At 43.2% G+C, this 23,268-nt stretch carries 18 protein-coding genes; 6 read left to right on the top strand and 12 right to left on the bottom strand.

Annotated elements, in window-relative coordinates; genetic code table 11:
* Nucleotides 1-78 precede the first annotated feature (78 nt).
* Nucleotides 79-3,288, top strand: a complete 3,210-nt coding sequence (locus B4Q04_RS04625; protein ID WP_088696109.1) for a glycoside hydrolase family 2 TIM barrel-domain containing protein — start codon at nucleotides 79-81, stop codon at nucleotides 3,286-3,288.
* Nucleotides 3,289-3,383: 95 nt separating this feature from the next.
* On the opposite strand, the gene B4Q04_RS04620 is transcribed toward B4Q04_RS04625, so the two are convergent.
* The 4 genes from B4Q04_RS04620 to B4Q04_RS04605 all read right to left on the bottom strand — a co-directional run bounded on the left by B4Q04_RS04620 (nucleotide 3,384) and on the right by B4Q04_RS04605 (nucleotide 7,306).
* Nucleotides 3,384-4,523, bottom strand: coding sequence for a Gfo/Idh/MocA family protein (locus B4Q04_RS04620; RefSeq protein WP_013993280.1), 1,140 nt, complete (start codon nucleotides 4,521-4,523; stop codon nucleotides 3,384-3,386).
* An 85-nt stretch (nucleotides 4,524-4,608) separates the two neighbouring features.
* Complete coding sequence (locus tag B4Q04_RS04615; protein ID WP_013993279.1) at nucleotides 4,609-5,835, bottom strand: MFS transporter; 1,227 nt, start codon at nucleotides 5,833-5,835, stop codon at nucleotides 4,609-4,611.
* Between the two features lie 9 nt (nucleotides 5,836-5,844).
* Nucleotides 5,845-6,288 carry a damage-inducible protein DinB gene (locus B4Q04_RS04610; RefSeq protein WP_088696108.1) on the bottom strand — a complete coding sequence of 148 codons (444 nt, stop codon included), beginning with the start codon at nucleotides 6,286-6,288 and terminating at the stop codon, nucleotides 5,845-5,847.
* A 22-nt stretch (nucleotides 6,289-6,310) separates the two neighbouring features.
* Nucleotides 6,311-7,306, bottom strand: coding sequence for a sugar phosphate isomerase/epimerase family protein (locus tag B4Q04_RS04605; RefSeq protein ID WP_013993277.1), 996 nt, complete (start codon nucleotides 7,304-7,306; stop codon nucleotides 6,311-6,313).
* Between the two features lie 140 nt (nucleotides 7,307-7,446).
* Between B4Q04_RS04605 and B4Q04_RS04600 the strand changes: the two genes are divergently transcribed.
* The 3 genes from B4Q04_RS04600 to B4Q04_RS04590 all read left to right on the top strand — a co-directional run bounded on the left by B4Q04_RS04600 (nucleotide 7,447) and on the right by B4Q04_RS04590 (nucleotide 10,818).
* Nucleotides 7,447-9,159, top strand: coding sequence for a GMC oxidoreductase (locus tag B4Q04_RS04600; RefSeq protein WP_013993276.1), 1,713 nt, complete (start codon nucleotides 7,447-7,449; stop codon nucleotides 9,157-9,159).
* Nucleotides 9,159-9,806 (top strand): gluconate 2-dehydrogenase subunit 3 family protein, encoded by a 648-nt coding sequence (locus B4Q04_RS04595; RefSeq protein ID WP_013993275.1) that lies wholly within the window; start codon nucleotides 9,159-9,161, stop codon nucleotides 9,804-9,806. The genes B4Q04_RS04600 and B4Q04_RS04595 overlap by 1 nt, the downstream gene beginning before the upstream one ends.
* A 94-nt stretch (nucleotides 9,807-9,900) precedes the next feature.
* Nucleotides 9,901-10,818, top strand: a complete 918-nt coding sequence (locus B4Q04_RS04590) for a hydroxypyruvate isomerase family protein (RefSeq protein ID WP_046287422.1) — start codon at nucleotides 9,901-9,903, stop codon at nucleotides 10,816-10,818.
* Between the two features lie 809 nt (nucleotides 10,819-11,627).
* Here the strand turns inward: B4Q04_RS04590 and B4Q04_RS04585 are convergent.
* The 8 genes from B4Q04_RS04585 to B4Q04_RS04550 all read right to left on the bottom strand — a co-directional run bounded on the left by B4Q04_RS04585 (nucleotide 11,628) and on the right by B4Q04_RS04550 (nucleotide 21,868).
* Entirely contained in the window at nucleotides 11,628-14,114 is a 2,487-nt protein-coding gene (locus B4Q04_RS04585) for a ribonucleoside-diphosphate reductase subunit alpha (RefSeq protein WP_088696107.1), read from the bottom strand.
* 122 nt (nucleotides 14,115-14,236) lie between these two features.
* Complete coding sequence (locus B4Q04_RS04580; protein ID WP_013993271.1) at nucleotides 14,237-15,223, bottom strand: ribonucleotide-diphosphate reductase subunit beta; 987 nt, start codon at nucleotides 15,221-15,223, stop codon at nucleotides 14,237-14,239.
* Between the two features lie 301 nt (nucleotides 15,224-15,524).
* Nucleotides 15,525-17,489 (bottom strand): C1q-like domain-containing protein, encoded by a 1,965-nt coding sequence (locus tag B4Q04_RS04575; RefSeq protein WP_013993270.1) that lies wholly within the window; start codon nucleotides 17,487-17,489, stop codon nucleotides 15,525-15,527.
* 4 nt (nucleotides 17,490-17,493) lie between these two features.
* Nucleotides 17,494-17,976 (bottom strand): T9SS type A sorting domain-containing protein, encoded by a 483-nt coding sequence (locus tag B4Q04_RS04570; RefSeq protein WP_013993269.1) that lies wholly within the window; start codon nucleotides 17,974-17,976, stop codon nucleotides 17,494-17,496.
* A 366-nt stretch (nucleotides 17,977-18,342) separates the two neighbouring features.
* Entirely contained in the window at nucleotides 18,343-18,708 is a 366-nt protein-coding gene (locus B4Q04_RS04565; protein WP_013993266.1) for a DUF4870 domain-containing protein, read from the bottom strand.
* A 33-nt stretch (nucleotides 18,709-18,741) separates the two neighbouring features.
* Nucleotides 18,742-19,362 carry a hypothetical protein gene (locus tag B4Q04_RS04560; RefSeq protein WP_123772329.1) on the bottom strand — a complete coding sequence of 207 codons (621 nt, stop codon included), beginning with the start codon at nucleotides 19,360-19,362 and terminating at the stop codon, nucleotides 18,742-18,744.
* Nucleotides 19,363-19,396: 34 nt separating this feature from the next.
* Nucleotides 19,397-19,744 carry a hypothetical protein gene (locus B4Q04_RS04555; RefSeq protein WP_013993264.1) on the bottom strand — a complete coding sequence of 116 codons (348 nt, stop codon included), beginning with the start codon at nucleotides 19,742-19,744 and terminating at the stop codon, nucleotides 19,397-19,399.
* 51 nt (nucleotides 19,745-19,795) lie between these two features.
* A complete protein-coding gene (locus B4Q04_RS04550; protein ID WP_088696105.1) occupies nucleotides 19,796-21,868 on the bottom strand; it encodes a hypothetical protein in 2,073 nt (690 codons plus the stop codon).
* A 119-nt stretch (nucleotides 21,869-21,987) separates the two neighbouring features.
* Between B4Q04_RS04550 and B4Q04_RS04545 the strand changes: the two genes are divergently transcribed.
* Nucleotides 21,988-22,542 (top strand): RNA polymerase sigma factor, encoded by a 555-nt coding sequence (locus B4Q04_RS04545; RefSeq protein ID WP_088696104.1) that lies wholly within the window; start codon nucleotides 21,988-21,990, stop codon nucleotides 22,540-22,542.
* The gene (locus B4Q04_RS04540) at nucleotides 22,535-23,263 is read left to right on the top strand and encodes a tetratricopeptide repeat protein (RefSeq protein WP_088696103.1); all 729 of its coding nucleotides are present in this window, start codon (nucleotides 22,535-22,537) and stop codon (nucleotides 23,261-23,263) included. The genes B4Q04_RS04545 and B4Q04_RS04540 overlap by 8 nt, the downstream gene beginning before the upstream one ends.
* Nucleotides 23,264-23,268: the final 5 nt, after the last annotated feature.

The following is a 23,268-nucleotide window of genomic DNA, read 5'->3' as shown; positions in this document are numbered from 1 at the left end:
ATTTTGTGATACCACAGAAGCCTAGTTTATTGTAAAGTTTTTTTACCTTGTACAGTATCAACGTAAACAAACTCTAGCATGAACTCAACTCCCTATAAGCCCTCATTCGGCCTATTTCTTCCGTTTCTTGGTTTATTCCTATCCATTTCTTTACAGGCCCAGGCGCCTAAATGGGAAAATCCAGAATGGGAAAATCCCGAAATATTTCAAATCAACCGTGAAACCCCAACGGCTTCGTTCTATCGATACAAAACGCCCGAGAATGCACTACAGAACGATAGTTGGGAAAATTCTCCCTTTTACCGCTCATTAAACGGCGATTGGCGCTTTAAGTATGCCGACAATGTTATGGCCCGGCCCCTTGATTTTCAAACGGCCGATTTTGACACTTCCACTTGGAGCACGATTCCAGTGCCTTCCAATTGGGAACTTCAAGGCCACGGCATTCCCATTTACACGAACATCGTCTACCCTTTTCCAAAGAACCCTCCTTTTATTCCCCACGACAAAAACCCCGTAGGAAGCTACAAACGTGATTTTGAAATTTCAGAAGATTGGAACGGCAAGAACATTTACCTGCATTTCGGTGGGGTCAGCGGCGCTATGTATGTTTGGGTCAACGGACAAAAAGTAGGTTACAGCGAGGGCAGCAAGACCCCGGCGGAATTCAACATCACAAAGTACCTTAAAGCAGGCAAAAATACCTTGGCCGTACAAGTACTTCGATGGTCCGATGCCAGCTATATGGAAGACCAAGATTTCTGGAGACTGAGCGGCATTGACCGCAACGTCTATCTGTACGCTACCGAAACCACCACCATTAAAGACTATCGGGCCATAGCCGACCTGGAAAACGACTATAAAGATGGATTACTGAAGCTTAACCTGAAACTAGAAAACACCGGAAAAAAGGCAAAAGGATACAAAGTAGGCGTACAACTTTTAGATGATGGCAAAGTACTTTACTCAGAGGAAAAAGAAGTGGTCTTCAACCAAAATTCGGCCGTAGTCGAATTTGATAAATCCTTAAAAAACATCAAAAGCTGGAACGCCGAAAAACCTAATCTTTACACCCTACTCTTTACCCTTAAAGACAGGAAAGGAAAGGTGACCGAAGCCATAAGCTCTAAAATAGGTTTCAGAAAAATTGAAATCAAGAACAATCAATTCTTGGTCAATGGCCAGGCCGTTCTCATTAAAGGGGCCAACCTACATGACCACGATGAAACTACGGGCCATGTTATCAGCAGGGAAGCCACATTAAAAGACATGGAGGTAATGAAACGCAACAACTTAAATGCCATACGCTGCAGCCACTACCCCAAAAACGAGTTTTTCTATCGCATGGCGGACCAATATGGTTTTTACATCGTCGATGAAGTCAATATTGAAACCCATGGCATGGGCACCACCAACCAAGGTCTTGACAACGATGAAGAGGCCAAAACAATACACCCTGCCTATAGGCCTGAATGGAAAGCCATGCATTTAGACCGTACGATGCGCATGTACGAACGCGATAAAAATTTCACTTCTATCGTTACTTGGTCTTTAGGAAATGAGGCAGGTAACGGCGAAAATTTCTTCGCTACTTACGAATGGCTCAAAAAACAAGACGATACGCGCCCCGTTCAATATGAAGGAGCCACCCAATATGCGAATACGGACATTCAAGCGCCAATGTACGCAACTATAGAACAGACTATTGAATATGCAGAAAACAACCCTAAAAGACCTCTTATTCAATGTGAGTACGCCCATGCCATGGGGAATAGCGTTGGCAACCTTCAGGATTACTGGGATGTTATTGAAAAATACGACGTGTTGCAAGGTGGCTTTATTTGGGATTGGGTCGATCAAGGCCTAAAGACCAAAAATGAAAATGGGGTCGAATTCTATGCCTTTGGAGGCGATTTCGGCGCCTCACACCTTCAGCATGACAATAATTTTTGCCTAAACGGATTGGTGAATCCTGACCGTTCGGCACATCCTGCTTTGTACGAGGTAAAAAAGGTATACCAATATGTAAAGTTTAAATCGAACAATCCTAAATCAGGTAAAATCACGATTACCAACAAATATGATTTCACCAATCTTTCAGAATATAATTTCACATGGAAATTGTTCAAAGACGGCATTGAGGTGAAGGCTGGTAATATTACCAATGTAGCAGTAGCTCCGTATGAGTCTAAAGAGTTTCAGATTGCCCTACCGGAATTGACCGACGAAAAATCTGAATACTTCTTGAATGTTTACGCATCCACCAAAAATGCCTCGCCACTTGTTCCGCAAGGTTTTACCCTTGCTTATGAGCAATTCCAATTGACCGATTACACCCCCAGTGTTTTTGAAATGGAAACCAGTGGACTTTCAGTTACGAATGTAGATGGCACCGTAAAAATTAAAGGAGAAGGATTTGAAGTCGGTTTTAGTAGTAGCGATGGTAGCTTGACCACACTAGATTACGGCCAAGGCAATTTGATCAAAAACGGACCGAGCGTAAACTTCTGGCGTGCGCCGACCGACAATGATTATGGCTACAATATGCCTAAACGTCTAAAGGTCTGGAAAGAGGCTACCGAAACTCAAAACCTGACGAGTTTTCAACTGAACTCCAATGACGGCAAAAAGGTCATTGACGCTGTAAAACTTAGTAAGAATCCGTTTAAAATCAAAAACGATTTACAGCTTACGGCCACTTACAGCCTGCCTTCCGTACAAGGTGAAGCCACGGTGACCTATGCAATCAACAACAAGGGAGAAATTCTAGTGAGTACGGACCTTTCCAACATTAAGGATAGCCTGCCCATCGTGCCCCGTTTTGGAAATAACTTTATCATAGACTCGGCATACGATAATGTGAGCTGGTACGGTAGAGGTCCACATGAAAATTACCAAGACCGGAACACTTCGGCATTGGTAGGTTCATATAATGCAAAAGTAAAGGACTTATATTTTGAGTACATACGTCCACAAGAGAACGGGAACAGAACGGATATCCGTACGGTATCCTTTTTAAACAGGAACGGAAAAGGAATCGAAATTTCCTCACCAAGACTGTTCGGGTTCAGTGCCCACAATCAATATAATTCCGACTTTGATGAAGGTATGCAAAAGCAGCAACGCCACACCTATGACATTCCTCAAAGAGACCTTATCAACATCAATATAGATTATAGCCAAATGGGTGTTGGAGGCGATAACAGCTGGGGACTATTACCACACGAAGAATATCAAATTAAACCAGATAATTTATCTTTTAGTTTTATGATACAGCCGGTGAAATAGGAGTTTTTCATCGATTGAACAAGTTTAAAACAAAAACCCCCGAAAGTCAAATGCTTTCGGGGGTTCTTATTTATTGCGGATTTTCTTTAGACTATTTAGTCTTCCAATTCCACCCAAGTATTTCCGTTTTTATTAGACTCTACGGTAGCTTCAATAAAATTCATACCACGAACACCATCGGTCATGGTCGGATACTCACCGCTATCATACTGCTCACCTCTTATCGCTTTGGCTACACCAAGGTAGATATTCGCCATAGAATCAAAAATACCTTCAGGGTGTCCTGGAGGAAGTTTTGTGCCACCTAAAGAAAGCTCGCTGTTATAGGCATGACCTGGTTTATACACCTGCGTAGGTTTGGTATCGCTCAGGACATACAGGTAATTAGGATTCTCTTGCTCCCATCTGAAAGCTCCTTTTTCCCCATATATAGCGATTCCTAGGCCATTTTCCTCACCCGTGGCTACTTGACTACTTCGAATAACCCCTTTAACATGGTCACTCATTCTAATAAGAACAGTTCCATCAACATCCATCTGGTTGTCTTCGTACAAATAATTGAAGTCGCTCAAAATAGACTTGATTTTTAAACCTGTGGTGTATTCTACCATATTAAAGGCATGCACCCCGATATCTCCTATACAAGAACTGATTCCTGCCTTTTTGGGGTCTAGACGCCAAACAGAAGAACGCTTCTCTTGATCGTGGATTATCTCATTGATCCATCCTTGATAATACACAGCGTCTACTTTGTGGATCCTTCCCAACTCCCCATTCTTGATCATTTCACGCATTTGGCGTACCATTGGGTAACCGGTATAGGTGTGGGTCAATGCAAAAACGGTACCCGCCTTTTCATGGGCGGCCTGTAGTTTTTTAGCTTCCTCCAATGAGGTGGTCATAGGTTTTTCGCAAATCACGTGAAAACCGTTTTCCAACAGTTTCAATGCCATAGGAAAATGAAGAAAGTTCGGCGTCAACACCGAACAAACCTGAATACGCTCGTCTTCAGGAAGCTTCATTTCTTCTTCGATCATCGTATCAAAATCTTTATAGATACGATCGGTAGGCACGTCAATCTCCTTGGCAAAAGCCATATTTTGCTCAAAATCAGGGTTGAATACCGCTCCTACTATTTGATAGTTGTCATTAATATGCGATGCTACACGATGTAGTACACCTATTAGAGAGTCTCCTCCTCCTCCTAAAATTCCAAGTCTGATTTTTTTTGGCATTTTGTAATCCTTTTAATTAGTAAAAAGTCGCTATTTGAACTTTTTGTGTTCTTTATTTTTTAAGAGTTTGAATTTAATAAAATAACTATGATTTATAGGCTATTTTTTCATTTTTGAACAAAATGGAGAACAGCAGTAGCACTAGAAACGCAAAAGCGGAAGGATACAGCCAAATCGTACTCCAATCGTGTTGTCCGCCATCCATAACATAGGTATCCGTAATGGCTCCGGCTATCCAGAAACCTATGAGCATACCAACGCCATAGGTCGCTAAAGTAATCAGGCCCTGAGCTGCGCTTTTGTATTTTGCCCCTGCTTTACTATCCGTATAAATCTGTCCGGAAACAAAGAAAAAATCATAACAAACACCATGCAAGGCTATCCCCGTCAGCAACATAAAGACCAGTTCTCCCGTATCGCCAAAGGCGAACATTAGGTATCTAAGCCCCCAGGCCAACATAGCCGCTACAATAGTCATTTTAAAACCGAACCGTTTAAAAAAGAAGGGCAGGAGCAAGAGAAAAAGAATCTCGGAAATTTGCCCAATAGTCATTTTTCCCGCAGGGTTGGCGACTCCGATTTCCCCCAAAAACTGTCCCGCATGCTGATAATAGAAGGCCAAGGGAATACAGATGAATACCGAGGCCAAAAAGAATATCAAGAAATTACGGTCTTTTAATAATGCCAAAGCATCGAGGCCCAGAATATCCGATAGTTTTATTTTTTGTGATTTATCTGCGGTTGGCGGCGTTTTAGGTAAAGTAAAACTAAACACACCCAATATAGCCGATGATACTGAAGCCATTAAAAACGTATTGCGCAAAAACCCTTCGGTAATACCTTCTTGTGAATCCCAATTAAAAAAACTGATGAGCAATCCGGCGGTGATCCATCCTATAGTTCCGAAGACACGCACGAAGGAAAACTCTTTGGCCGGGTCTTTCATCTGATTAAAAGAAACCGAATTCACCAAGGCCAAAGTAGACATATACATAATCATATAAGCGAGCAGAAATGGGAAAAATCCCGAGAAATCGGTCGCTTGGTACATGGCGTACATAAGCGCAGCACCTATTAAGTGCAGCACCCCCAAAATACGTTCCGCATTAAAATACCTATCGGCAATAAGTCCAATAATAAAGGGCGCTAAAATAGCGCCCCAAGATTGTGTCGAATAAGCCAGGGCGATTTCACTGCCTGTAGAGCCTAAACTATTTGGAAGATATATACCCAAGGTTACGAACCAACCACCCCAGATAAAGAATTCCAAAAACATCATTAACGAAAGCTGTGCCTTAATCTTTATAGTCATTGCGAAGCCTTAATTTTTATAGGTCATATAATCCGTTCGAAAGAACTCCAACCCATTCGCCTTGAAATCCACTTCTATAAGGCTTCTATAATAGGCCGACTCATTAATGATATGAAAAAGTAAGTCTTGCACCGTATGGATCAAGAGTTTCCCTTCGGCATCCTCATAATCAATACGTTTATCAAAATCATCGGTGGCCGAGGTAATCTCAAAGGAATTGCGCTGGTTTTCGTAATGAAGGTCGCCCCATGTACCCAAATCGTGCAACTGCCCCAACCGATAGGTAGGTTGCCCCTTACCGATATATTCGTTATAGATATGATGCATGTTCAAAACATCACTAAAGAGTGCTATACTTTTTTGAGGAACACTTTCCAGTGCCGTGCAAGCTTCAATGAGCTTTTTGTTACAGTAGAAATTATAGTCGAACAGCTGATTGAAAAATACTTTCACGGTAACGGATATCTATTTTAAGTTATTTGATTTCTTTTGATGCTTTTAGCAACAGTTCTTTGGTAGCCATAATTCCTTCTTCCTCGCTCAAGCCGTTTCCTTCATATTCGACCCCCACAAAACCTGTATACCCATGGTCTTTTACCATTTGAAGCATTTTCACATAGTCGATTTCGGTTTCATTGCCCTCTGCATCAAAATCATGCGATTTGGCACTTACCGCCTTGGCATAGGGCATCAACTCTTTTACGCCTTTATATTTATCGTACATAAGCTCACACTCCCGCGTGCCCTTTTTACGGGTAATACAGAAATTCCCGAAATCGGGCAAGGTGCCGCAATTATCCATTGCCACAGCCTTCATGACCTCGGCGTGCATGGCCCCATTGGAAGATAACCCTCCATGGTTTTCTACAAGAATATTAATATTTTTTCCCTTTGCGTAGGTACACAGTTTTGTAAGACCATCTATAGAATTCTTTTTCCACTCTTCTGGGTCATTGCTTCCGCTCAGGTTAACACGAATGGAGTGGCAACCCATTGCAGCTGCGGCATCCACCCATTTTTTGTGTTTTTCTACGGTCTCGTCCCTTTCCTTTTCATCGCTAACGGCCAGGTTGCCTTGGCCATCTATCATGATCAAAACATTCTGCAGCCCATGCTTTTTGGCCTCGGCGTTGGATTTTTCCACAAAAGCCGCCATGGCCTCTTCCGAATAACCTGCATCGGACAACTCGGGGTTATATAATTGACTGACATATTCCAAACCAGAAAAGCCCCATTTTTTGGCCTTTTCCGCAAACGTATATGGGTCTACCCCATCCTCTCGGACCATTCTATGTATAGACCATTGTGCTAAAGATAATTTAAAGAAAGGTTCTATTTCGACTTCTTCAGTTTCCGATGCAGCCTCTATCTGTTTTTCCTCTTTTTTGGTTCCCTTGCAAGCCGCAAGACCTAAAATTGAGAGGGCCAAACCGGCATTAGAGCTATTTCTTATAAAGTTTCTTCTTTTCATTATTTACGATTAGTTTATTGAATTATAAGGATTTGGAGGCAGATTACCCTTTATTGTACGACCTTAACAAGATGTATAGCGAATAAATGTAGAAAATTAATTTAATATTTAATAAATTTATGGACTAAACAATTTTGTACATGAGCAAATTTTATTACAACGAAGAGCAAGAATCATATGACGCGATTGTAGTAGGTACAGGTATAAGTGGTGGCTGGGCTGCAAAAGAGCTATGTGAAGCCGGACTAAAAACCTTGGTGCTGGAGCGCGGACGTATGGTGAAGCACATCGAAGACTATGAAACTGCGAACATGGACCCCTGGGATTTCCCTAACGGAGGAAAGCCAACAAAAGAGGACATCGCAAAACAACCGAAACAGAACCGAACAGGTTATACGACCAATGCCGCAAGTAAGATGTGGTTCGTAAACGACCTTGAACATCCGTATAACGAAATACAGCGTTTCGACTGGATGCGTGGTTACCACGTTGGTGGACGTTCCTTGCAATGGGGTCGACAGAGTTACCGCTGGAGCGACATCGATTTTGAAGCCAACAAAAACGATGGTATTGCCGTTGATTGGCCGGTTCGATATAAGGATATCGCCCCTTGGTACGCCAAAGTAGAAGATTATATCGGTGTTAGTGGAGAGGCATTGAATTTACCACAATTGCCCGACAGCAACTTTCTTCCCCAAATGGAACTCAACTGCGTTGAAGAGCATTTTAAGGAAAAAGTAGCGGAGTCTTTTGACGGTCGTACCGTAACCGTTGGTAGGGTCGCCCATATCACGGGAACCAAAAACTTCGATGGCCGTTCAAAATGTCAATTTAGAAATAGATGTATAAGAGGCTGTCCTTTTGGAGCATATTTCAGTAGCCTTTCATCGACCTTACCTGCGGCGGAAGCAACAGGAAATATGACCTTGCGCCCTGATTCCATAGTACACGAAGTAATGTACGACCCAGACACAAAACGTGCCACGGGCGTAAAGGTAATCGACAGGGAAAGTAAAGAAGCTTTCGAGTTCAAGGCCAAAGTGATTTTCCTTTGTGCTTCTTCCATAGCTTCCACATCTATATTAATGCAATCAAAATCAGACCGCTTCCCTAATGGTATGGGTAACGATTCCGACCAATTGGGCCGCAACATCATGGACCACCACTTAGGAGTGGGCGCTTCAGGTAAATTCGACGGTTTTGACGATAAATATTACAAGGGCCGCAGACCTAATGGTGTATACATTCCCCGATTCAGAAACTTGGGAGGTGATACCAACAGAAAAGACTACAAGCGTGGCTTCGGCTACCAAGGTGGTGCGAGCAGAGGCAATTGGGAAGAATTAATTGCCGAACTATCCTACGGAAAAGACCTGAAAGATGCCATTTTAAAACCAGGTGGATGGACCATCGGTATCGGTGGTTTCGGTGAAGTACTGCCGTACGAAGACAACCGTATGACCCTTGATTACGACAAATTGGACAGCTGGGGATTACCGACCGTTACTTTTGACGCAGGATTCAAGGAAAACGAGTTGAACATGCGTAAAGACATGATGGAGTCAGCTATTGAAATGCTTGAAAAAGCAGGTGTAAGGGACGTTAAGGGTCACGACCGCGAAACCGGCCTAGGCCTTGGTATCCACGAAATGGGTACGGCACGTATGGGAAGGGACAGAAAGACCTCCGTATTAAACGGCTATAACCAGATTCACGATGTACCCAATGTTTATGTAACCGACGGATCATTTATGACCTCCGCAAGTTGTGTGAACCCTTCATTAACCTATATGGCTTTTACGGCAAGGGCAGCGAATCACGCCGTAAACGAACTCAAAAAAGGAAATATATAATGGATAGAAGAAAAGCACTCAAGAATATGGGTATGGCCCTCGGTTACACCGTGGCCACCCCCACTCTGATCAGCATTGTCCAAAGTTGTAAGGGCGAGACCGTACTGGAATGGACTCCTGACTTTTTTACAAAGGAACAAGGTGCCGCCTTGACCCAATTGGTAGATATTATCCTACCGAAAACGGATACCCCATCGGCCTCGGAAACCCAAGTACATCTATTTATAGATCGTTTTGCCGACCAGGTTATGGAGAAAGAACAGCAAGACTTCCTTAAAATGTCTATGGACAGGTTTTTAGAAAAGGCCCTCAAAGATTCAGGCAAGGAGAAAGCGGCAGATTTAACCGCCGAAGACCTTGAGCCCGTATTGGCCGATGCCTTAAAAGCTACCAAGGAAGAAGAAGTGAGCAACTTCAAGTCCATCAAACAATACAACGAAGCTATAGCCGAAGGAAAACAGCCCCTTCTTGAAGATGGCATAGCCCGTTTTGCGTTTGCCAACAACCTTAGGGGTATGACCATTTGGGGTTATAAGACCTCAGAGTACGTCGGGGAAAAGGTCTTGGCCTATCTCCCCGTTCCAGGGGAATATATAGGTTGTGCAGATACCAAAGAACTGACCGGCGGAAGAGCGTGGTCGCTCTAAAATAAGTTCTGACATAGAACCATAAAAAGGGCCGATGGTAATCGTAAGTTTACTTTCGGCCCTTTATTTTTTTATATCATCCAATCCATACAAAATGAAAAGAAGAAATTTTATTCAGAAAACGGCCCTTAGCACTGGAGCCCTCTCCATGGCAGGCAGCCTTGCCTACCCTAACCTTAGCAGCACCAAGTCAAAACCCCATAAATTCAACCTAAAATATGCGCCGCATTTGGGCATGTTCAAGGCATTGGCGGGCGATGACCCCATCGATCAGATCAACTTTATGGCCGACCAAGGTTTTACCGCCTTCGAGGACAATGGTATGATGAAACGCGATGTGGCCATGCAGAACAAAATAGGGGAAACCTTGGCCAAAAGAGGAATGACCATGGGCGTATTCGTTATCGACAAAGGCGGTAATATGAAGAACACCCTGGCCGCCGGAAAGCAAGAATATATAGATATCTTTTTAGACGGATGTAAAAGAGCCGTAGAAACCGCAAAACGCGTTAATGCCAAATGGATGACCGTTGTACCCGGTGGCTTTGAAAGAAAACTACCCATTGGCGTACAAGACGGCAACGTTATCGAAGCCCTAAAACGAGGTGCGGAAATCTTAGAACCTCATGGACTCACCATGGTACTGGAGCCCCTTTCCGATTCACCCGACCTGTATTTACAGAACTCCGACCAAACCTATATGATATGCAAGGGTGTCGATAGCCCCGCCTGTAAAATTTTGTTCGACATCTACCACATGCAAAAAACCGAAGGGCATCTTATCCATAATATGGGACTCACCTGGGATGAAATAGCCTATATCCAAATTGGGGATAACCCAGGGAGAAAAGAGCCTACAACCGGTGAAATCAACTACAAAAACGTATTCAAATGGATATACGAAAAAGGGTTTGACGGCGTATTGGGCATGGAACACGGAAATTCTAAAGAAGGTAAGGCCGGTGAGCAAGCCGTAATCGATGCCTACAAACAAGAAGATTCATTTTTATAGAACAAACAGCGAACAATATTTACCGCAGCCCTGCCTTTGACCAAGGTGGGGCTGTTTTCTTTATAGGCCCAAATTTGTTAAAAAAATGCACTTTAACGGCAGTAAAAAAAGCCAATTGTGCATTTCAACGAGTTTTTTGACCTTTTTCGACCTAGAACATACTAAAGCTATAAGATAGCTAAAAAGTCGAACGTTGTCCCTGTATGGCTTCATACATCTACTTACTCATCACCTACGCAGCTCTCATGCTAATGTCAAAAGTGGCATTTTACTACTTTAACAAGAAGCAATCGAAAAAACTCACTCGTGCCGACGAGCCAGTTCAAAAAGAAAACCCACAAATCGTGTATTCGGCCGATCGTGCCATGGGCACAAGTCAAATTCGTCTATAAATGCCGCATATTTAAACGAATTGCTAAATTTTTGCCAAAAAAAGGCATTTTCGACAGTTTTATGTAATCTTTTTAATGATTTCCGTACGTATATAGTATAGAATCATTTTGGGGGCAACATGGACAAATACATCATTATACTCATCGTTTATATAGCTGCATATCTTTTATCGGTAGTAGCTAGACCTTATTTAGAAAAATAATAGCTTTTGGTTATTTTTTTAAAAGGCGGGCCTAGCCTTGACCCGGCAACAAGTGCATATACAAGATCTCACCCTTTAACCTTCCTCCTCCTTTACAGAAATCAAGCCTTTAGCAAGCTTTAGAGAGCACTCCAAAGATTTTACAGGCCTTACCTCCAGAAAACAAGAAACCCCGGCCGAAAGCCAGGGTTATTCAATATATCTTCTGTTAAGCCTAGGAGCCGCACATTAAACAATCATCGTCAGCCTGCCCTTCTTTGGCACGAGCGATCATTTCTTTCATTTCTTGTGGTGTCATAGGTTGAATATCCAACTCCTGCTGCGGTGTAACCGGAGTAGCCTTCACTTCCATTTCCGCAGCAGCTTCAACGGGTGGTGTTGTTGCCGCAGCTTCCGCCTCGGCAGCCACACTGACCGGTGCCGCTTTTTTCTTGCTGTTATCCAAGGTAAACTTGATCGCATCTACGGCCGCCTTGGTACGTAAATAGTACATTCCTGTTTTTAGGCCGCTTTTCCATGCGTAAAAGTGCATTGAAGTCAATTTGGCGTAGTTCGCATTCTCCATGAACAAGTTCAACGACTGGCTCTGATCAATGAAATAACCTCTCTGACGGCTCATATCGATAATATCTTTCATACTAAGCTCCCATACCGTCTTATAAAGGTCCCTGATGTCTTGGGGAATAGTCTCTATATGCTGTATAGAACCGTTGGCCCTCATAAGCTCTTGCTTCATATTCTCGTTCCAAAGGCCCAAGTTCACCAAGTCTTCCAATAGGTGCTTGTTCACTACGATAAACTCTCCAGAAAGCACCCTTCTCGTATAAATATTGGAGGTATAAGGCTCGAAACACTCGTTATTCCCTAAAATCTGTGAAGTGGAAGCCGTAGGCATAGGCGCCACAAGCAAAGAGTTGCGAACACCGTTCTTTTTTACTTCTTTGCGAAGTTTTTCCCAATCCCATCTTCCGGAAAGTTCTTCGTCTTTTACCCCCCAAAGGTTATGCTGAAATTCCCCTTGCGATATTGGTGACCCTTCGAAGGTAGAATACGGACCTTCTTCCTTGGCCATTTCCATAGAAGCGGTAACGGCCGCAAAATAAAGGGTCTCAAAGATTTCCTGGTTTAATTTTTTGGCCTCGTCGCTAGTAAACGGCAAGCGCAACATAATAAACGCATCGGCAAGCCCCTGTACGCCCAGCCCGATAGGTCTGTGCCTCATATTGGAGTTTTCGGCCTCCTTAACGGGATAGTAATTTCTATCAATGACCTTGTTCAAGTTTCGGGTCACCCTTTTGGTAACCTTGAACAACTCTTTATGGTCAAAGCTTCCGTTCTTAACGAACATTGGCAATGCAATGGATGCCAAGTTACATACGGCCACCTCGTCCGGTGAGGTATATTCCATTATTTCAGTACATAAGTTGGACGAGCGTATGGTACCCAAGTTTTTCTGGTTACTTTTTCTGTTGGCCGCATCTTTGTATAGCATATAAGGCGTTCCGGTCTCGATTTGGGACTCCAATATTTTCTCCCAAAGTTCACGGGCCTTTACGGTCTTTCTTCCCTTGCCCTCAGCTTCGTACTTAAGGTACAATTCCTCGAACTCTTCACTGTGGTGCGTAAACAATCCCGGACATTCGTTCGGACACATCAAGGTCCATTCCTCATTCGCCTCTACCCTTCTCATGAAGAGATCGGAAATCCACATCGCATAAAAGAGATCACGCGCACGCATCTCTTCTTTACCATGGTTCTTTTTCAAATCTAAAAAGGCATAGATATCGGCATGCCAAGGCTCCATATAGATAGCGAAACTCCCTTTACGCTTTCCTCCGCCTTGATCCACATATCGTGCCGTGTCGTTAAACACTTGAAGCATGGGTACGATTCCATTGGATGTTCCATTCGTTCCCGCGATATAAGAGCCTGTAGCACGTACATTATGAATAGAAAGGCCTATACCCCCGGCCGACTGCGAAATCTTCGCCGTTTGCTTTAATGTATCGTAGATACCATCAATGCTATCGTCTTTCATAGCCAATAAGAAGCAAGAAGACATTTGTGGTTTTGGGGTACCCGAATTAAAAAGCGTTGGCGTGGCATGGGTAAAGTACTTTTTAGACATGAGCTCATAGGTCTCGATGGCGGCATCAAGGTCGTTAAGGTGAATCCCCACGGAAACACGCATAAGCATATGCTGCGGACGCTCGGCAATCTTACCGTTAATCTTCAGGAGATAAGAGCGCTCCAAAGTCTTAAAGCCAAAATAGTCATATCCGAAATCCCTGTTGTAAATGATGGTCGAATCGAGTCTTTCCGAATTTTCGGAAATAACCTTATATACCTCGTCCGACAGTAATGGCGCCTTTTTATTGGTACGTGGGTTAACATACTCATAAAGGTCCTTCATTGTCTCGGAGAAGGACTTTTTAGTGTTTTTATGAAGGTTAGAGACCGATATACGGGCGGCCAATTTAGCGTAATCAGGATGGGTAGTGGTCATCGTTGCCGCAATCTCGGCCGCCAGATTATCGAGCTCAGAAGTGGTAACCCCATCATAAAGTCCTTCTATGACACGCATAGCGACCTTTAAGGGATCGACAAGGCCATTTAGGCCGTAACACAATTTTCTAACTCGGGCCGTGATCTTATCGAACATGACCATTTCTTTTCTGCCGTCTCTTTTGATTACAAACATTTAACTACGTTTTAGTGAGGTATTATTTTGGTTTGATTAGGTCTAACTGTTAAAAATTTTAACAGTTTCAAAATTGGGAATAAAGAACCCTTTATAGCTAAGAGCCTTTGGTTTTAAACTATTTAAAAATCTGCGTCGAAGCTTATTTTCTGCGCGTCATCATCCTTTTCTTTGTTCAAAACACCCGCTTTTTGGTATTCGGAAACGCGTTTCTCAAAGAAATTGGTCTTTCCTTGTAGGGAAATCATATCCATAAAGTCAAACGGATTGGTAGCGTTGTAAACCTTATCGCATTCCAACTCGACAAGAAGCCGATCCGTTACAAACTCTAGGTATTGGGTCATTAACTTGGAGTTCATCCCGATTAAGCTTGCAGGAAGCGACTCGGTAATAAACTCACGCTCAATATCTAATGCATCGGTCAAAATTTGGGTGATGCGTTCTTTAGGCACTTTGTTGACCAAGTGCTTGTTGTGCAAGTGCACGGCATAATCGCAATGCATACCTTCATCCCTGGAAATCAATTCATTTGAAAAGGTAAGTCCCGGCATCAACCCTCTTTTTTTCAACCAAAAGATAGAGCAGAAAGCCCCTGAGAAAAAGATACCTTCAACCGCTGCAAAAGCAATCAACCTTTCTGCAAAACTTGGAGACTCGATCCAGTTCAATGCCCAATCCGCCTTTTTCTTGATGGCCGGAAAATTTTCTATCGCCCTAAAGAGAAGGGCTTTTTCCTTTTCGTCCTTCACATAGGTATCGATCAGAAGCGAATAGGTTTCAGAGTGAATATTCTCCATCATAATCTGAAAACCATAGAAAAATTTTGCTTCGGCGTATTGCACTTCGCTTACAAAGTTCTCGGCCAAATTTTCGTTAACGATGCCATCGGAAGCCGCAAAAAAGGCCAATATATGTTTAATGAAGTACCGCTCATCTTCACTCAATTTATTGTCCCAATCGTTTTGGTCTTCATGTAAATCAATTTCCTCCGCTGTCCAAAAACAAGCCTCGCATTTTTTGTACCATTCCCACAAATCGTGATGTTTGATAGGAAAGATTACAAAGCGGTCGTTATTCTCTTCCAAAATAGGCTCTAGGGCTGCGGACATATCAAAGCGGTTTTAAAAAATTCGTGTATTGGGAAGAAAAGTCTTCCTTTGTGATGGAATAACAAAGATGGCAAAAAACCGCCAAAATATATGGGCTGTTTCATCATTTTGGCTACAAAGTTTTTAACACGAATTGTTGAAATGTAGCCTCGCATTGTATATACACTGACCTTCGCAACAAATACCCCTTACAACAAATTTGATGTAGAAATCGAACAAAAAAAATTAAACCAAAAAGTATATAAAAACATACTTTTTGGTTTAATTTTTAGAAGGCCATGGTCGACCAAGACCGCTACCCCTAATTTATTCTATACCCTTCAAAGAAACTGCCAAAACCATCGATGCGGGAATCTAGGCCGGCACTGTAATTACGCATTTCTACGTAGACCTCTTGCCCGGCGTTTAACTTAAAAATTCCGCTTACCTCGGTATCCACGGTGTCTCCGTCGACCGTTGACCCATCTAACCAATTATTTTGGATATTGAATTTAATCCCAAAAAATGCGCTGCTTATGGCATTTGACTGATCTACCCTGGCATGTAGGAAATAATATCCCTCCTCGGGACATACGAACCTTTTTGTGGTTCTATTGAAACTGTCGGTGGTGTCATATATCTTGTTTTCCCATATATCGGCCTCAATTACAGTGTTCCCGTCCAAATCCTTAACGGCAAAACCTGACCCTTTATACTTAAATACTACAGGCTCGCTAATTTTCAAATTTCCATTGGCATCGGCCACCACGTTTCGTTCGCCCGAACCTTGTAAGCTTCGCACCTGTACATCGCCATTGGCTTCAACGGTCAACCTGGGGACGGCCTTGGTCACCAAATGGACTTTTCCGGTGCTATTGCCACTCCCCGTACCAAAATCCATATCCCTGGCTCCCGAAAAAACACCTGAATACCCAATATAACCGTTCGACGTATCGTAACTGACCCAGTTGCGCACATCATCGGTCTCGAGCATTACGGGGTTGGCGGTGGCCCCAACGACATGCAACTGTGCACTGGGCGAGGCCGTCCCTATTCCCACATCTCCCCCGGTATAGTACACATCGCTCCCGTCTTCTTCCCACAGCGTGCCTCCACCACCGGCGCCCACCTCGTCGTTACCCGCGACCCATTGTCCCGAACCCGCATCCCATTTGGCCACTTGGCCATCACTGGTTCCGACCAAGCCTTTTATGGCGGAGCCGTTACCTGTCAGTAATCCGTTTTCCGCGGTTACATCCACATAATCACCCAAATCGACCGAGCCGGTACCGTCTTCAATAGTCAGCACATCACCGGTCAAAACCAAGCCTTGATTATCGGTATCTACCAATCCCCCTGATGCGAGTTCTTCTATGGCCGCCTGTGTATTGCTCGCCGCTAGGCCGGTACCCGCATTGTCAAAAGGGACTTCCGAGGCATTTTGGTCATCCGTACCTCCGGGCGGTATTATGGCAGACAAATCTATTGTCGACCCACCGGTTATGCCCAAATCGGTACCCACAAGGCTAATATCTTGAATTTCATTGGTGGGGTCGGCATCAGCATCGGCCCCTCCGCCAGAGGATGCGATTTCATCCAAGGCGTCTTGAACATTCTCGGACACTAGGCCAGACCCAGCATTGCTATAGGGAACTTCCGAAGCATTCTGGGCAACACCCCCTCCGCCGGACAAACGGTTGTCTACATAGGTCTTAACGGCTTTTTGCGTGGGTAGTACCCTATCGCTGTTCTCCGCCAGCCCCTCATCATCCGATATTCCATCAACTTCATTGCCCTGCCTCAAACCCAGGCTTCCCAAAACCTCAAGGTCACCCTTGACCTTAACTCCCCCTGTATTTACATTTTCAATATCCGCCCCGTTCACGGTCCATCTCTTATCTCCAGAAGCCATCGCATAGGGCACCGCCATAAGTTCCGTAGTTCCGGCCTCCGCACCATTGAACGAAACGGTAACAAATGTAGCTTCGCCCCAAGGCAAATTGGCAAAACTACCGGTACTCCTATTGCCACTTCCGATCTGCAAGCTAAAGACCCCGTTGGCATCGGTCGTTACCGAATGGCTTTCTTGGTATTGGACGACCGCATCGGCACTACCAAATTTTAAGGCAATACTAATTTCCATGGTCTCTTGCGCCATTAATTCGTTATCGGAATTACGGGCTACCCCTTGGTAATTGATAAAGTTTTTTTGCTGCGCCTGAACCATTAAGGTTCCCAAGAACAACAATGAAAGCACGGTAAGTATTCGATAGTATTTTCTTTTCATGGCCCTATTCTTTAATCAGTTTATATTCTTTAGTTTCCGAACGGCCCTCCAGGTAGAGTTTTAACACATACACCCCTTTTGCCATATAGGCCATATCAACCTTGTATTCCAACTCGAGCTCGTCGATTTTTTGAGTGAAGACCTGCTGTCCGTTTACAGCAAATAGTTCAATACCGTACACCTCGTTGCGACCTGTAAAAACGGTGACTTCCTCTACCACAGGATTAGGATATACCAAAATATCCAAGGGTTCCTCGCCAGGGGTCATCGGCATGACCCAAATGCCCTTTCCGGCCCAAAAACCTTGATCTACGGAATTGGTTTCCATCAACAAGCCCACCGCAGGCTCGCCTATGGTGAAACTTACGGACATAGTGCTCGTCGCCATGGTTCCGCCCACGTTACTTATTACGCTCCGTTCTATGGACTGGGCAAAAGAGCCGCCCACGCCAAGACACAGCAATACGAGAAGTAGTGTTTTTTTCATTTTCCTACGTTTTAAGATTAATGTTCCTCCAAGGCCAAGGTTAACACCATTGACGAAACATTTTCGTTTCTACCGACAAATACCGTGGTTCCCCTTTTTCCACATACACCGTAAATAAGCGACAAGGGTTAATAGGCGTTCCGCAATATGTCTTGAAGTATCGGCGACTAGGCCTGCCTCGGAACGGCAATGAAAACCATTAGAAGAACTATAGAAGAAAAGCCCTTTTATTCAAAAAAGTTTAGGCATCAAAGTTTTGAAGCACAAAAAGTAGGCCCGTTGACGAAACTATCGCATAATCGATAAAAAAGAAGGCACACCGTATCAACGGTCTACCTTCAATTTTTATGGGATAACGGTCACCCCTTAGACCCCCTTAAACCAAACCTCATATTTCTTTCCTAGAATAGGCGCAGGGCTTTCCTTTCCGTTTAAAGCGTTCATAAGCGCCATCACCCACATATAAAGCAATACAAAAACACCAAGTATGTTTATCAACCATCCCAAAATAGGTATGAGGCCGATAATCCCCAAACACAATCCTGTAATACAAAGTCCGACCGACTGACGAATATGGTACCTGGCAAACTCTTGTTTTTTCTCATTGTTCATCACAAACGCCACGACCAAGCCGATAACGGTAATATAGGCCAGTATGGCAATGGTTTTATCATTTTCATCCGTCGTGGCCGCGGTTTGGGCCGTATCAATTTTGGTCTCTGAATTTTTCATGATTTTTTGTTTTTAAGTGCTATTGAATGAGTTTTACTCGGCCATCTCGGCCAAATCGACCAAATCAAGCTTGTGAACCAAGTCCCAAGTCTCGTCAGGTTGCATTTTATAGGCATTTATCGTTACCAAGAAGCGCTCATCATAGGCGAACATGAGCTGGGTATCGTTGCTCTTTTTTTTATAGGTCTGTTGTGCTTTTATACCCTTGACCTCAACAGTTTGCCTATGCTTGACGGCATCTTCCTCTTCCATATCGAAATTTCCCAGCATTCCATACCCTGCCGCCATCATACTACCGATAGGCCCTGCGCCATCGATTACCGAAACCTTCAACTTTTTCTTATCGTCAAGATTCCCATAGGTCGCCTCGACGGAATTCACTTGATACGCTCCTACCCTTCCGACTTTAAAAGCCGTTCGTTTCATACCCGATAAGTTTTCAGGAAGCCAGCCCTTAAGTTGATCGTTGGTCAGTGGCACAGCATTCTTAAGTTTTTCAATTTTATCTTGAGCTTTCGTCGTCTCATTGACCAACTTAGACGTATTCGATATCTGTTTCTTTGCCTTGCCAAGTTTTTCCTTGGCTTCGCCCAAACAAGAATTCAGCCCGAAAACCATCAGACAAATCCCTAAAATCTTCATTATTGATTTCATAACTCTTCATATTTCGGTTAGAAAAAGGGTACGATTAATCGCACCCATCTTTATCAACATTTTCCTTAGCTTCCTTTATGGCCTTATCATATTCGGCCTTATTGGTGCCGGGCACACAATCGGCCCAACCTTTTAATGCATTAAAATAATCTATGGCGGCCGCCTTGTATTTATTACAATTTTCTGCGGTAGGATTCTCACTATAAGCCTGACCTGCAGCCGATAAGGCCGCAGTTTCATCGAGTATATTTTGTGACCAGACGCCACTGGCACATCCTCCCAAAGGATTTACAGGGTTGTCTTTGCTGCAACTGCACATAAAGGCAATCATTAGTATGGTACATCCGTAAAGAAACATCTCTTTTGTTCTATTTGTTTTCATGGCTTTCCTTGTTTTTGTTATTAATTATTTATGGGTACTTATTTTCGATTATCAATCTTGACACAAATCACCTGAGCTATTGTTCGAATAGTTTAAATTCGACTCCTCAAGGGTTGCAGCAGCCCTTACATATATACCGCACCCACCACTATTGGCCAACAAGGTATTTTGAACCTTCATTTTCCCGGACTTTACATAAAGGGCACTTTTATCGTTACAGCAATACACGTAATTTGAACCAGCATTACTGATTTCGGCGTAATCGATAATATTATTGATACTGTTGGTTTCGGTATGTATCCCTCTCCAATATCCCACACTATTTTCCACACCTCTAAAAATTATATTTTTCTCTGCCGTACCCACGGCATTGAATGAACCGGAATCATACACGCCAAGTCCGGAACCAGAACCAAACTCCATTATCACACCAGGCAAAACACTCAAGGCAGCGGTGATGTCAAGCACCTTATTTTCCGTCAGCCTATAAGGAATATCGGTAGCGGAAATGGTGGTCTCTTCTTTGATCTTACCTCCATCAATGAGTATATAATTTTTGGTATTTCCCGTATAGGAAGAAGTACTTCCATCTAAAAACCGGACAACCGATGGATCTATAAATAGGGGGGCCTCATCATGGGTAGTAATCGTATTTGCAGTGTATTCTTCAAATTCAAAACCATCCTTGGCCACGATACCATATGATTTTCCGTTACTTAAGGTTGAATTGGAGATACTGGCCTTTCCCGAATTAAAGAGAATGGCAGCCTTTTCCCTACAGCAATAGACATAATTTGAGCCGGTATCGGAGAGTTCTAAATAATCTATTTTGTTATTGAGGCTGTTGGTTTCAAAATACAACCCGCGCCAAAAGCCCTTTACAGGAGACTGGCCACGCATAACAACGGGTGCATCTGCATTTCCGTCAACGGTCAGAAACCCATCGCTATACATTCCAATACCACCGTTTTCATTAAAAACGATCTCTGTTCCTGCCTTGATTACCAAACCTGACTTCACATCCAGCACCTTACCTGGCAATAAGTAGGGAACATTTAGTTCATACCATGTAGTCGGATTATTTATTGCAGCTCCAGTAACATTTATAAAATCTTTATCGTTGCCGCTATAATCAGAGCCCATACCATCTAGGTCGGACAATACCTCGGCATTGACTTCAGCCGGATAAGAATCGTGGGTGTCGATTGTTATATTACTATACGATTCAAGCTGTGTACCTGTGGAAGCCATCAGACCTATTTCCTTTCCATTCGTCAAATGCACATTTTTAAGAGCTATTTTAGCTCCTTTTAAGAATAGACTGGCCGCTTGATTACAGCAGTAGACATAATCTGAACCCGCATCTTCAATAGTTACATGCTCTAGTTTATTGTTGACCGATTGTGTTTCGATATGAACACCACGCCACCATCCTTTAATGTCGCTGTTACCCCGCAGTACAATCGGCTCGTTATCAGTGCCCACAGCATTCAAGGTTCCTTCGTTATAGATGCCCAAACCGGCATTTTCAGCAAATTCGATCACTACCCCCGGCTCGATTGTCAAGGGGGCCGTAACATCGAGAACACATTTTACAATATAGTCTACGGAAGCGGGACCGTTCTTTAAAACCGTCTCCTCCTTTATTTCACAGGAAAGCTCTTGGGTTTCTACAGGGCCGGCGTCAGCAATCGGCGTATATTCGCCTTCCCGAACCCATTTCTGAATATTACCCGCCCCAGATGAGCCAACAGAAATTCTCAGGGTATCATCTTCCCTCAGTTCCATAGTAGCCGAGTAATAGGCAGCATCACTACCGAGTTCCTCATATATATAATTTTCTTGGTCCTCTGGCTTAATGTCTTTCCATTTTATATCTCCAACACCAAAGGTAGAACCGGCCTTATCGACTATTTTACCTTGCCCATCTTTCATCTCTACAATCATTCCGTCGTTCGACGGAAGGCTACTGGCAATTCGAATCCATGAACCTGTTAAATTATCAAGGTTCAATTCTTCCTCTGTTTCTTCCTGGGTATTGGGTTGATCTGGGGCATCATCTTTGGAACATGCTACAAAGAGCAAGACAAAAAGTGCGATATAAACTACATTCTTTGTTTTCATAATCGTATGTTTTTATTGTTTTATACATCCGTTTATACCCTAATTCCAAAAAGGTCAACATCCCCGATAAAAAAAATTTATATTTAAGGGATGTTTACTTTTTAACCAACCGAACACCAATGGAAGACCGGCAGCTTATTTCCCAAATGAAAAAACGGGACAGGAATGCGCTGAAAGATGTTTACACGGGGTATAAATCTGAATTTTTCAGGTTCGCCTCGCGATATACTTCAGATGATGTTGTATTGGAGGATATTTTTCAAGATGCCATAATCGTTTTATACGAGAACGCCCTATCGGGAAAATTAGATGAGTTAAAAAGTAGTCTTAAGACCTATCTTTTTAGCGTAGGAAAGTTTATGATCTTTAAAAAGTTCAGGGATACCAAGGAGTTGACAACAGACGAAGATTACGTTTTCGACCAAAACGAAATTACCGTCATTAACGATGTACATGAAGACGAAGGGCCCAATGAATACCAAAAAAAATTAGTGAAGAATTTTAAGAAACTCGGCGACAAATGCCGTGAAATACTAGAACTGTTTTATTTAGAGGGCCTAAAAATAGATGAAATAATGCGTGTACAAGGCTATGAAAACAAGAACGTAGTGAAAAGCCAAAAATCACGATGCCTCAAATCTTTAAAAGACCTAATTCTTAAGCATAATGGATAACGACACTTTAATTAATGGCTACTTTGAAGGCTCTCTCACCGAGAGTCAAAAAAAGGATTTTGACCATCTCTTAGAAACGGACGTACAGTTTGCCGAGGATTTTAAATTTCAGCGCGAGTTGCAAGAGTCGCTCAAAAAGGAAGAACGCAAAGCCGTGAAACAGATGTTCGCCGCAATGTCGGCTTCTGAACCAAAACAAGAAGCCAAGGTCATTTCTTTACGCCCCTGGCTCGTGGCCGCCTCAATCATCTTTTTGGTCGGTATCGGGTCATGGTTCGTATTCTTCAATACCCACAACTACAGCACCGACGAACTTTACAATGCCAACTTTGTGGCCTATGAAAATGTAGTCCACCCCATTGAGCGAAGTGCAGAACTGGAAGACCTACAGACTAGAGCTTTTACCGCCTATGAAAACGAAGATTATGCCGAGGCCCTTTCATTGTTCAAGACCCTTCAAGAAAAAAACAACGATGGTTATATACAATTCTACGAAGCCATTACCTTGATGCAGCTTCAAAAACACAAAGAAGCGGTGCCACTTTTAGAAAACTACATAGAGGCCGATGGTGAACTCAAAGACCGGGCCATTTGGTACCTGGCCTTATCGGACCTAAAACTGGGCCGTATTGACGAAAGTAAAATACAACTACAAAAATTGGTTTCAAAGAACGGTTTTAAGGCAGCTGCCGCCAAACGATTATTGGAAGAATTGGATTAACCCCT

Source organism: Zobellia sp. OII3 (assembly GCF_002211465.1).
Taxonomy (GTDB): domain Bacteria; phylum Bacteroidota; class Bacteroidia; order Flavobacteriales; family Flavobacteriaceae; genus Zobellia; species Zobellia galactanivorans.
The sequence above is the reverse complement of the archived record's forward strand: the minus strand, read 5'-3'. Positions and strand labels throughout refer to the sequence as shown.

What these genes read in the sequence shown, in the direction of transcription:
- B4Q04_RS04625 (WP_088696109.1), top strand. Translation starts at nt 79, where the DNA reads ATGAACTCAACTCCCTATAAGCCCTCATTCGGCCTATTTCTTCCGTTT.
- B4Q04_RS04620 (WP_013993280.1), bottom strand. Translation starts at nt 4,523, where the DNA reads ATGCCAAAAAAAATCAGACTTGGAATTTTAGGAGGAGGAGGAGACTCT.
- B4Q04_RS04615 (WP_013993279.1), bottom strand. Translation starts at nt 5,835, where the DNA reads ATGACTATAAAGATTAAGGCACAGCTTTCGTTAATGATGTTTTTGGAA.
- B4Q04_RS04605 (WP_013993277.1), bottom strand. Translation starts at nt 7,306, where the DNA reads ATGAAAAGAAGAAACTTTATAAGAAATAGCTCTAATGCCGGTTTGGCC.
- B4Q04_RS04600 (WP_013993276.1), top strand. Translation starts at nt 7,447, where the DNA reads ATGAGCAAATTTTATTACAACGAAGAGCAAGAATCATATGACGCGATT.
- B4Q04_RS04595 (WP_013993275.1), top strand. Translation starts at nt 9,159, where the DNA reads ATGGATAGAAGAAAAGCACTCAAGAATATGGGTATGGCCCTCGGTTAC.
- B4Q04_RS04590 (WP_046287422.1), top strand. Translation starts at nt 9,901, where the DNA reads ATGAAAAGAAGAAATTTTATTCAGAAAACGGCCCTTAGCACTGGAGCC.
- B4Q04_RS04585 (WP_088696107.1), bottom strand. Translation starts at nt 14,114, where the DNA reads ATGTTTGTAATCAAAAGAGACGGCAGAAAAGAAATGGTCATGTTCGAT.
- B4Q04_RS04580 (WP_013993271.1), bottom strand. Translation starts at nt 15,223, where the DNA reads ATGTCCGCAGCCCTAGAGCCTATTTTGGAAGAGAATAACGACCGCTTT.
- B4Q04_RS04575 (WP_013993270.1), bottom strand. Translation starts at nt 17,489, where the DNA reads ATGAAAAGAAAATACTATCGAATACTTACCGTGCTTTCATTGTTGTTC.
- B4Q04_RS04570 (WP_013993269.1), bottom strand. Translation starts at nt 17,976, where the DNA reads ATGAAAAAAACACTACTTCTCGTATTGCTGTGTCTTGGCGTGGGCGGC.
- B4Q04_RS04565 (WP_013993266.1), bottom strand. Translation starts at nt 18,708, where the DNA reads ATGAAAAATTCAGAGACCAAAATTGATACGGCCCAAACCGCGGCCACG.
- B4Q04_RS04560 (WP_123772329.1), bottom strand. Translation starts at nt 19,362, where the DNA reads ATGAAATCAATAATGAAGATTTTAGGGATTTGTCTGATGGTTTTCGGG.
- B4Q04_RS04555 (WP_013993264.1), bottom strand. Translation starts at nt 19,744, where the DNA reads ATGAAAACAAATAGAACAAAAGAGATGTTTCTTTACGGATGTACCATA.
- B4Q04_RS04550 (WP_088696105.1), bottom strand. Translation starts at nt 21,868, where the DNA reads ATGAAAACAAAGAATGTAGTTTATATCGCACTTTTTGTCTTGCTCTTT.
- B4Q04_RS04545 (WP_088696104.1), top strand. Translation starts at nt 21,988, where the DNA reads ATGGAAGACCGGCAGCTTATTTCCCAAATGAAAAAACGGGACAGGAAT.
- B4Q04_RS04540 (WP_088696103.1), top strand. Translation starts at nt 22,535, where the DNA reads ATGGATAACGACACTTTAATTAATGGCTACTTTGAAGGCTCTCTCACC.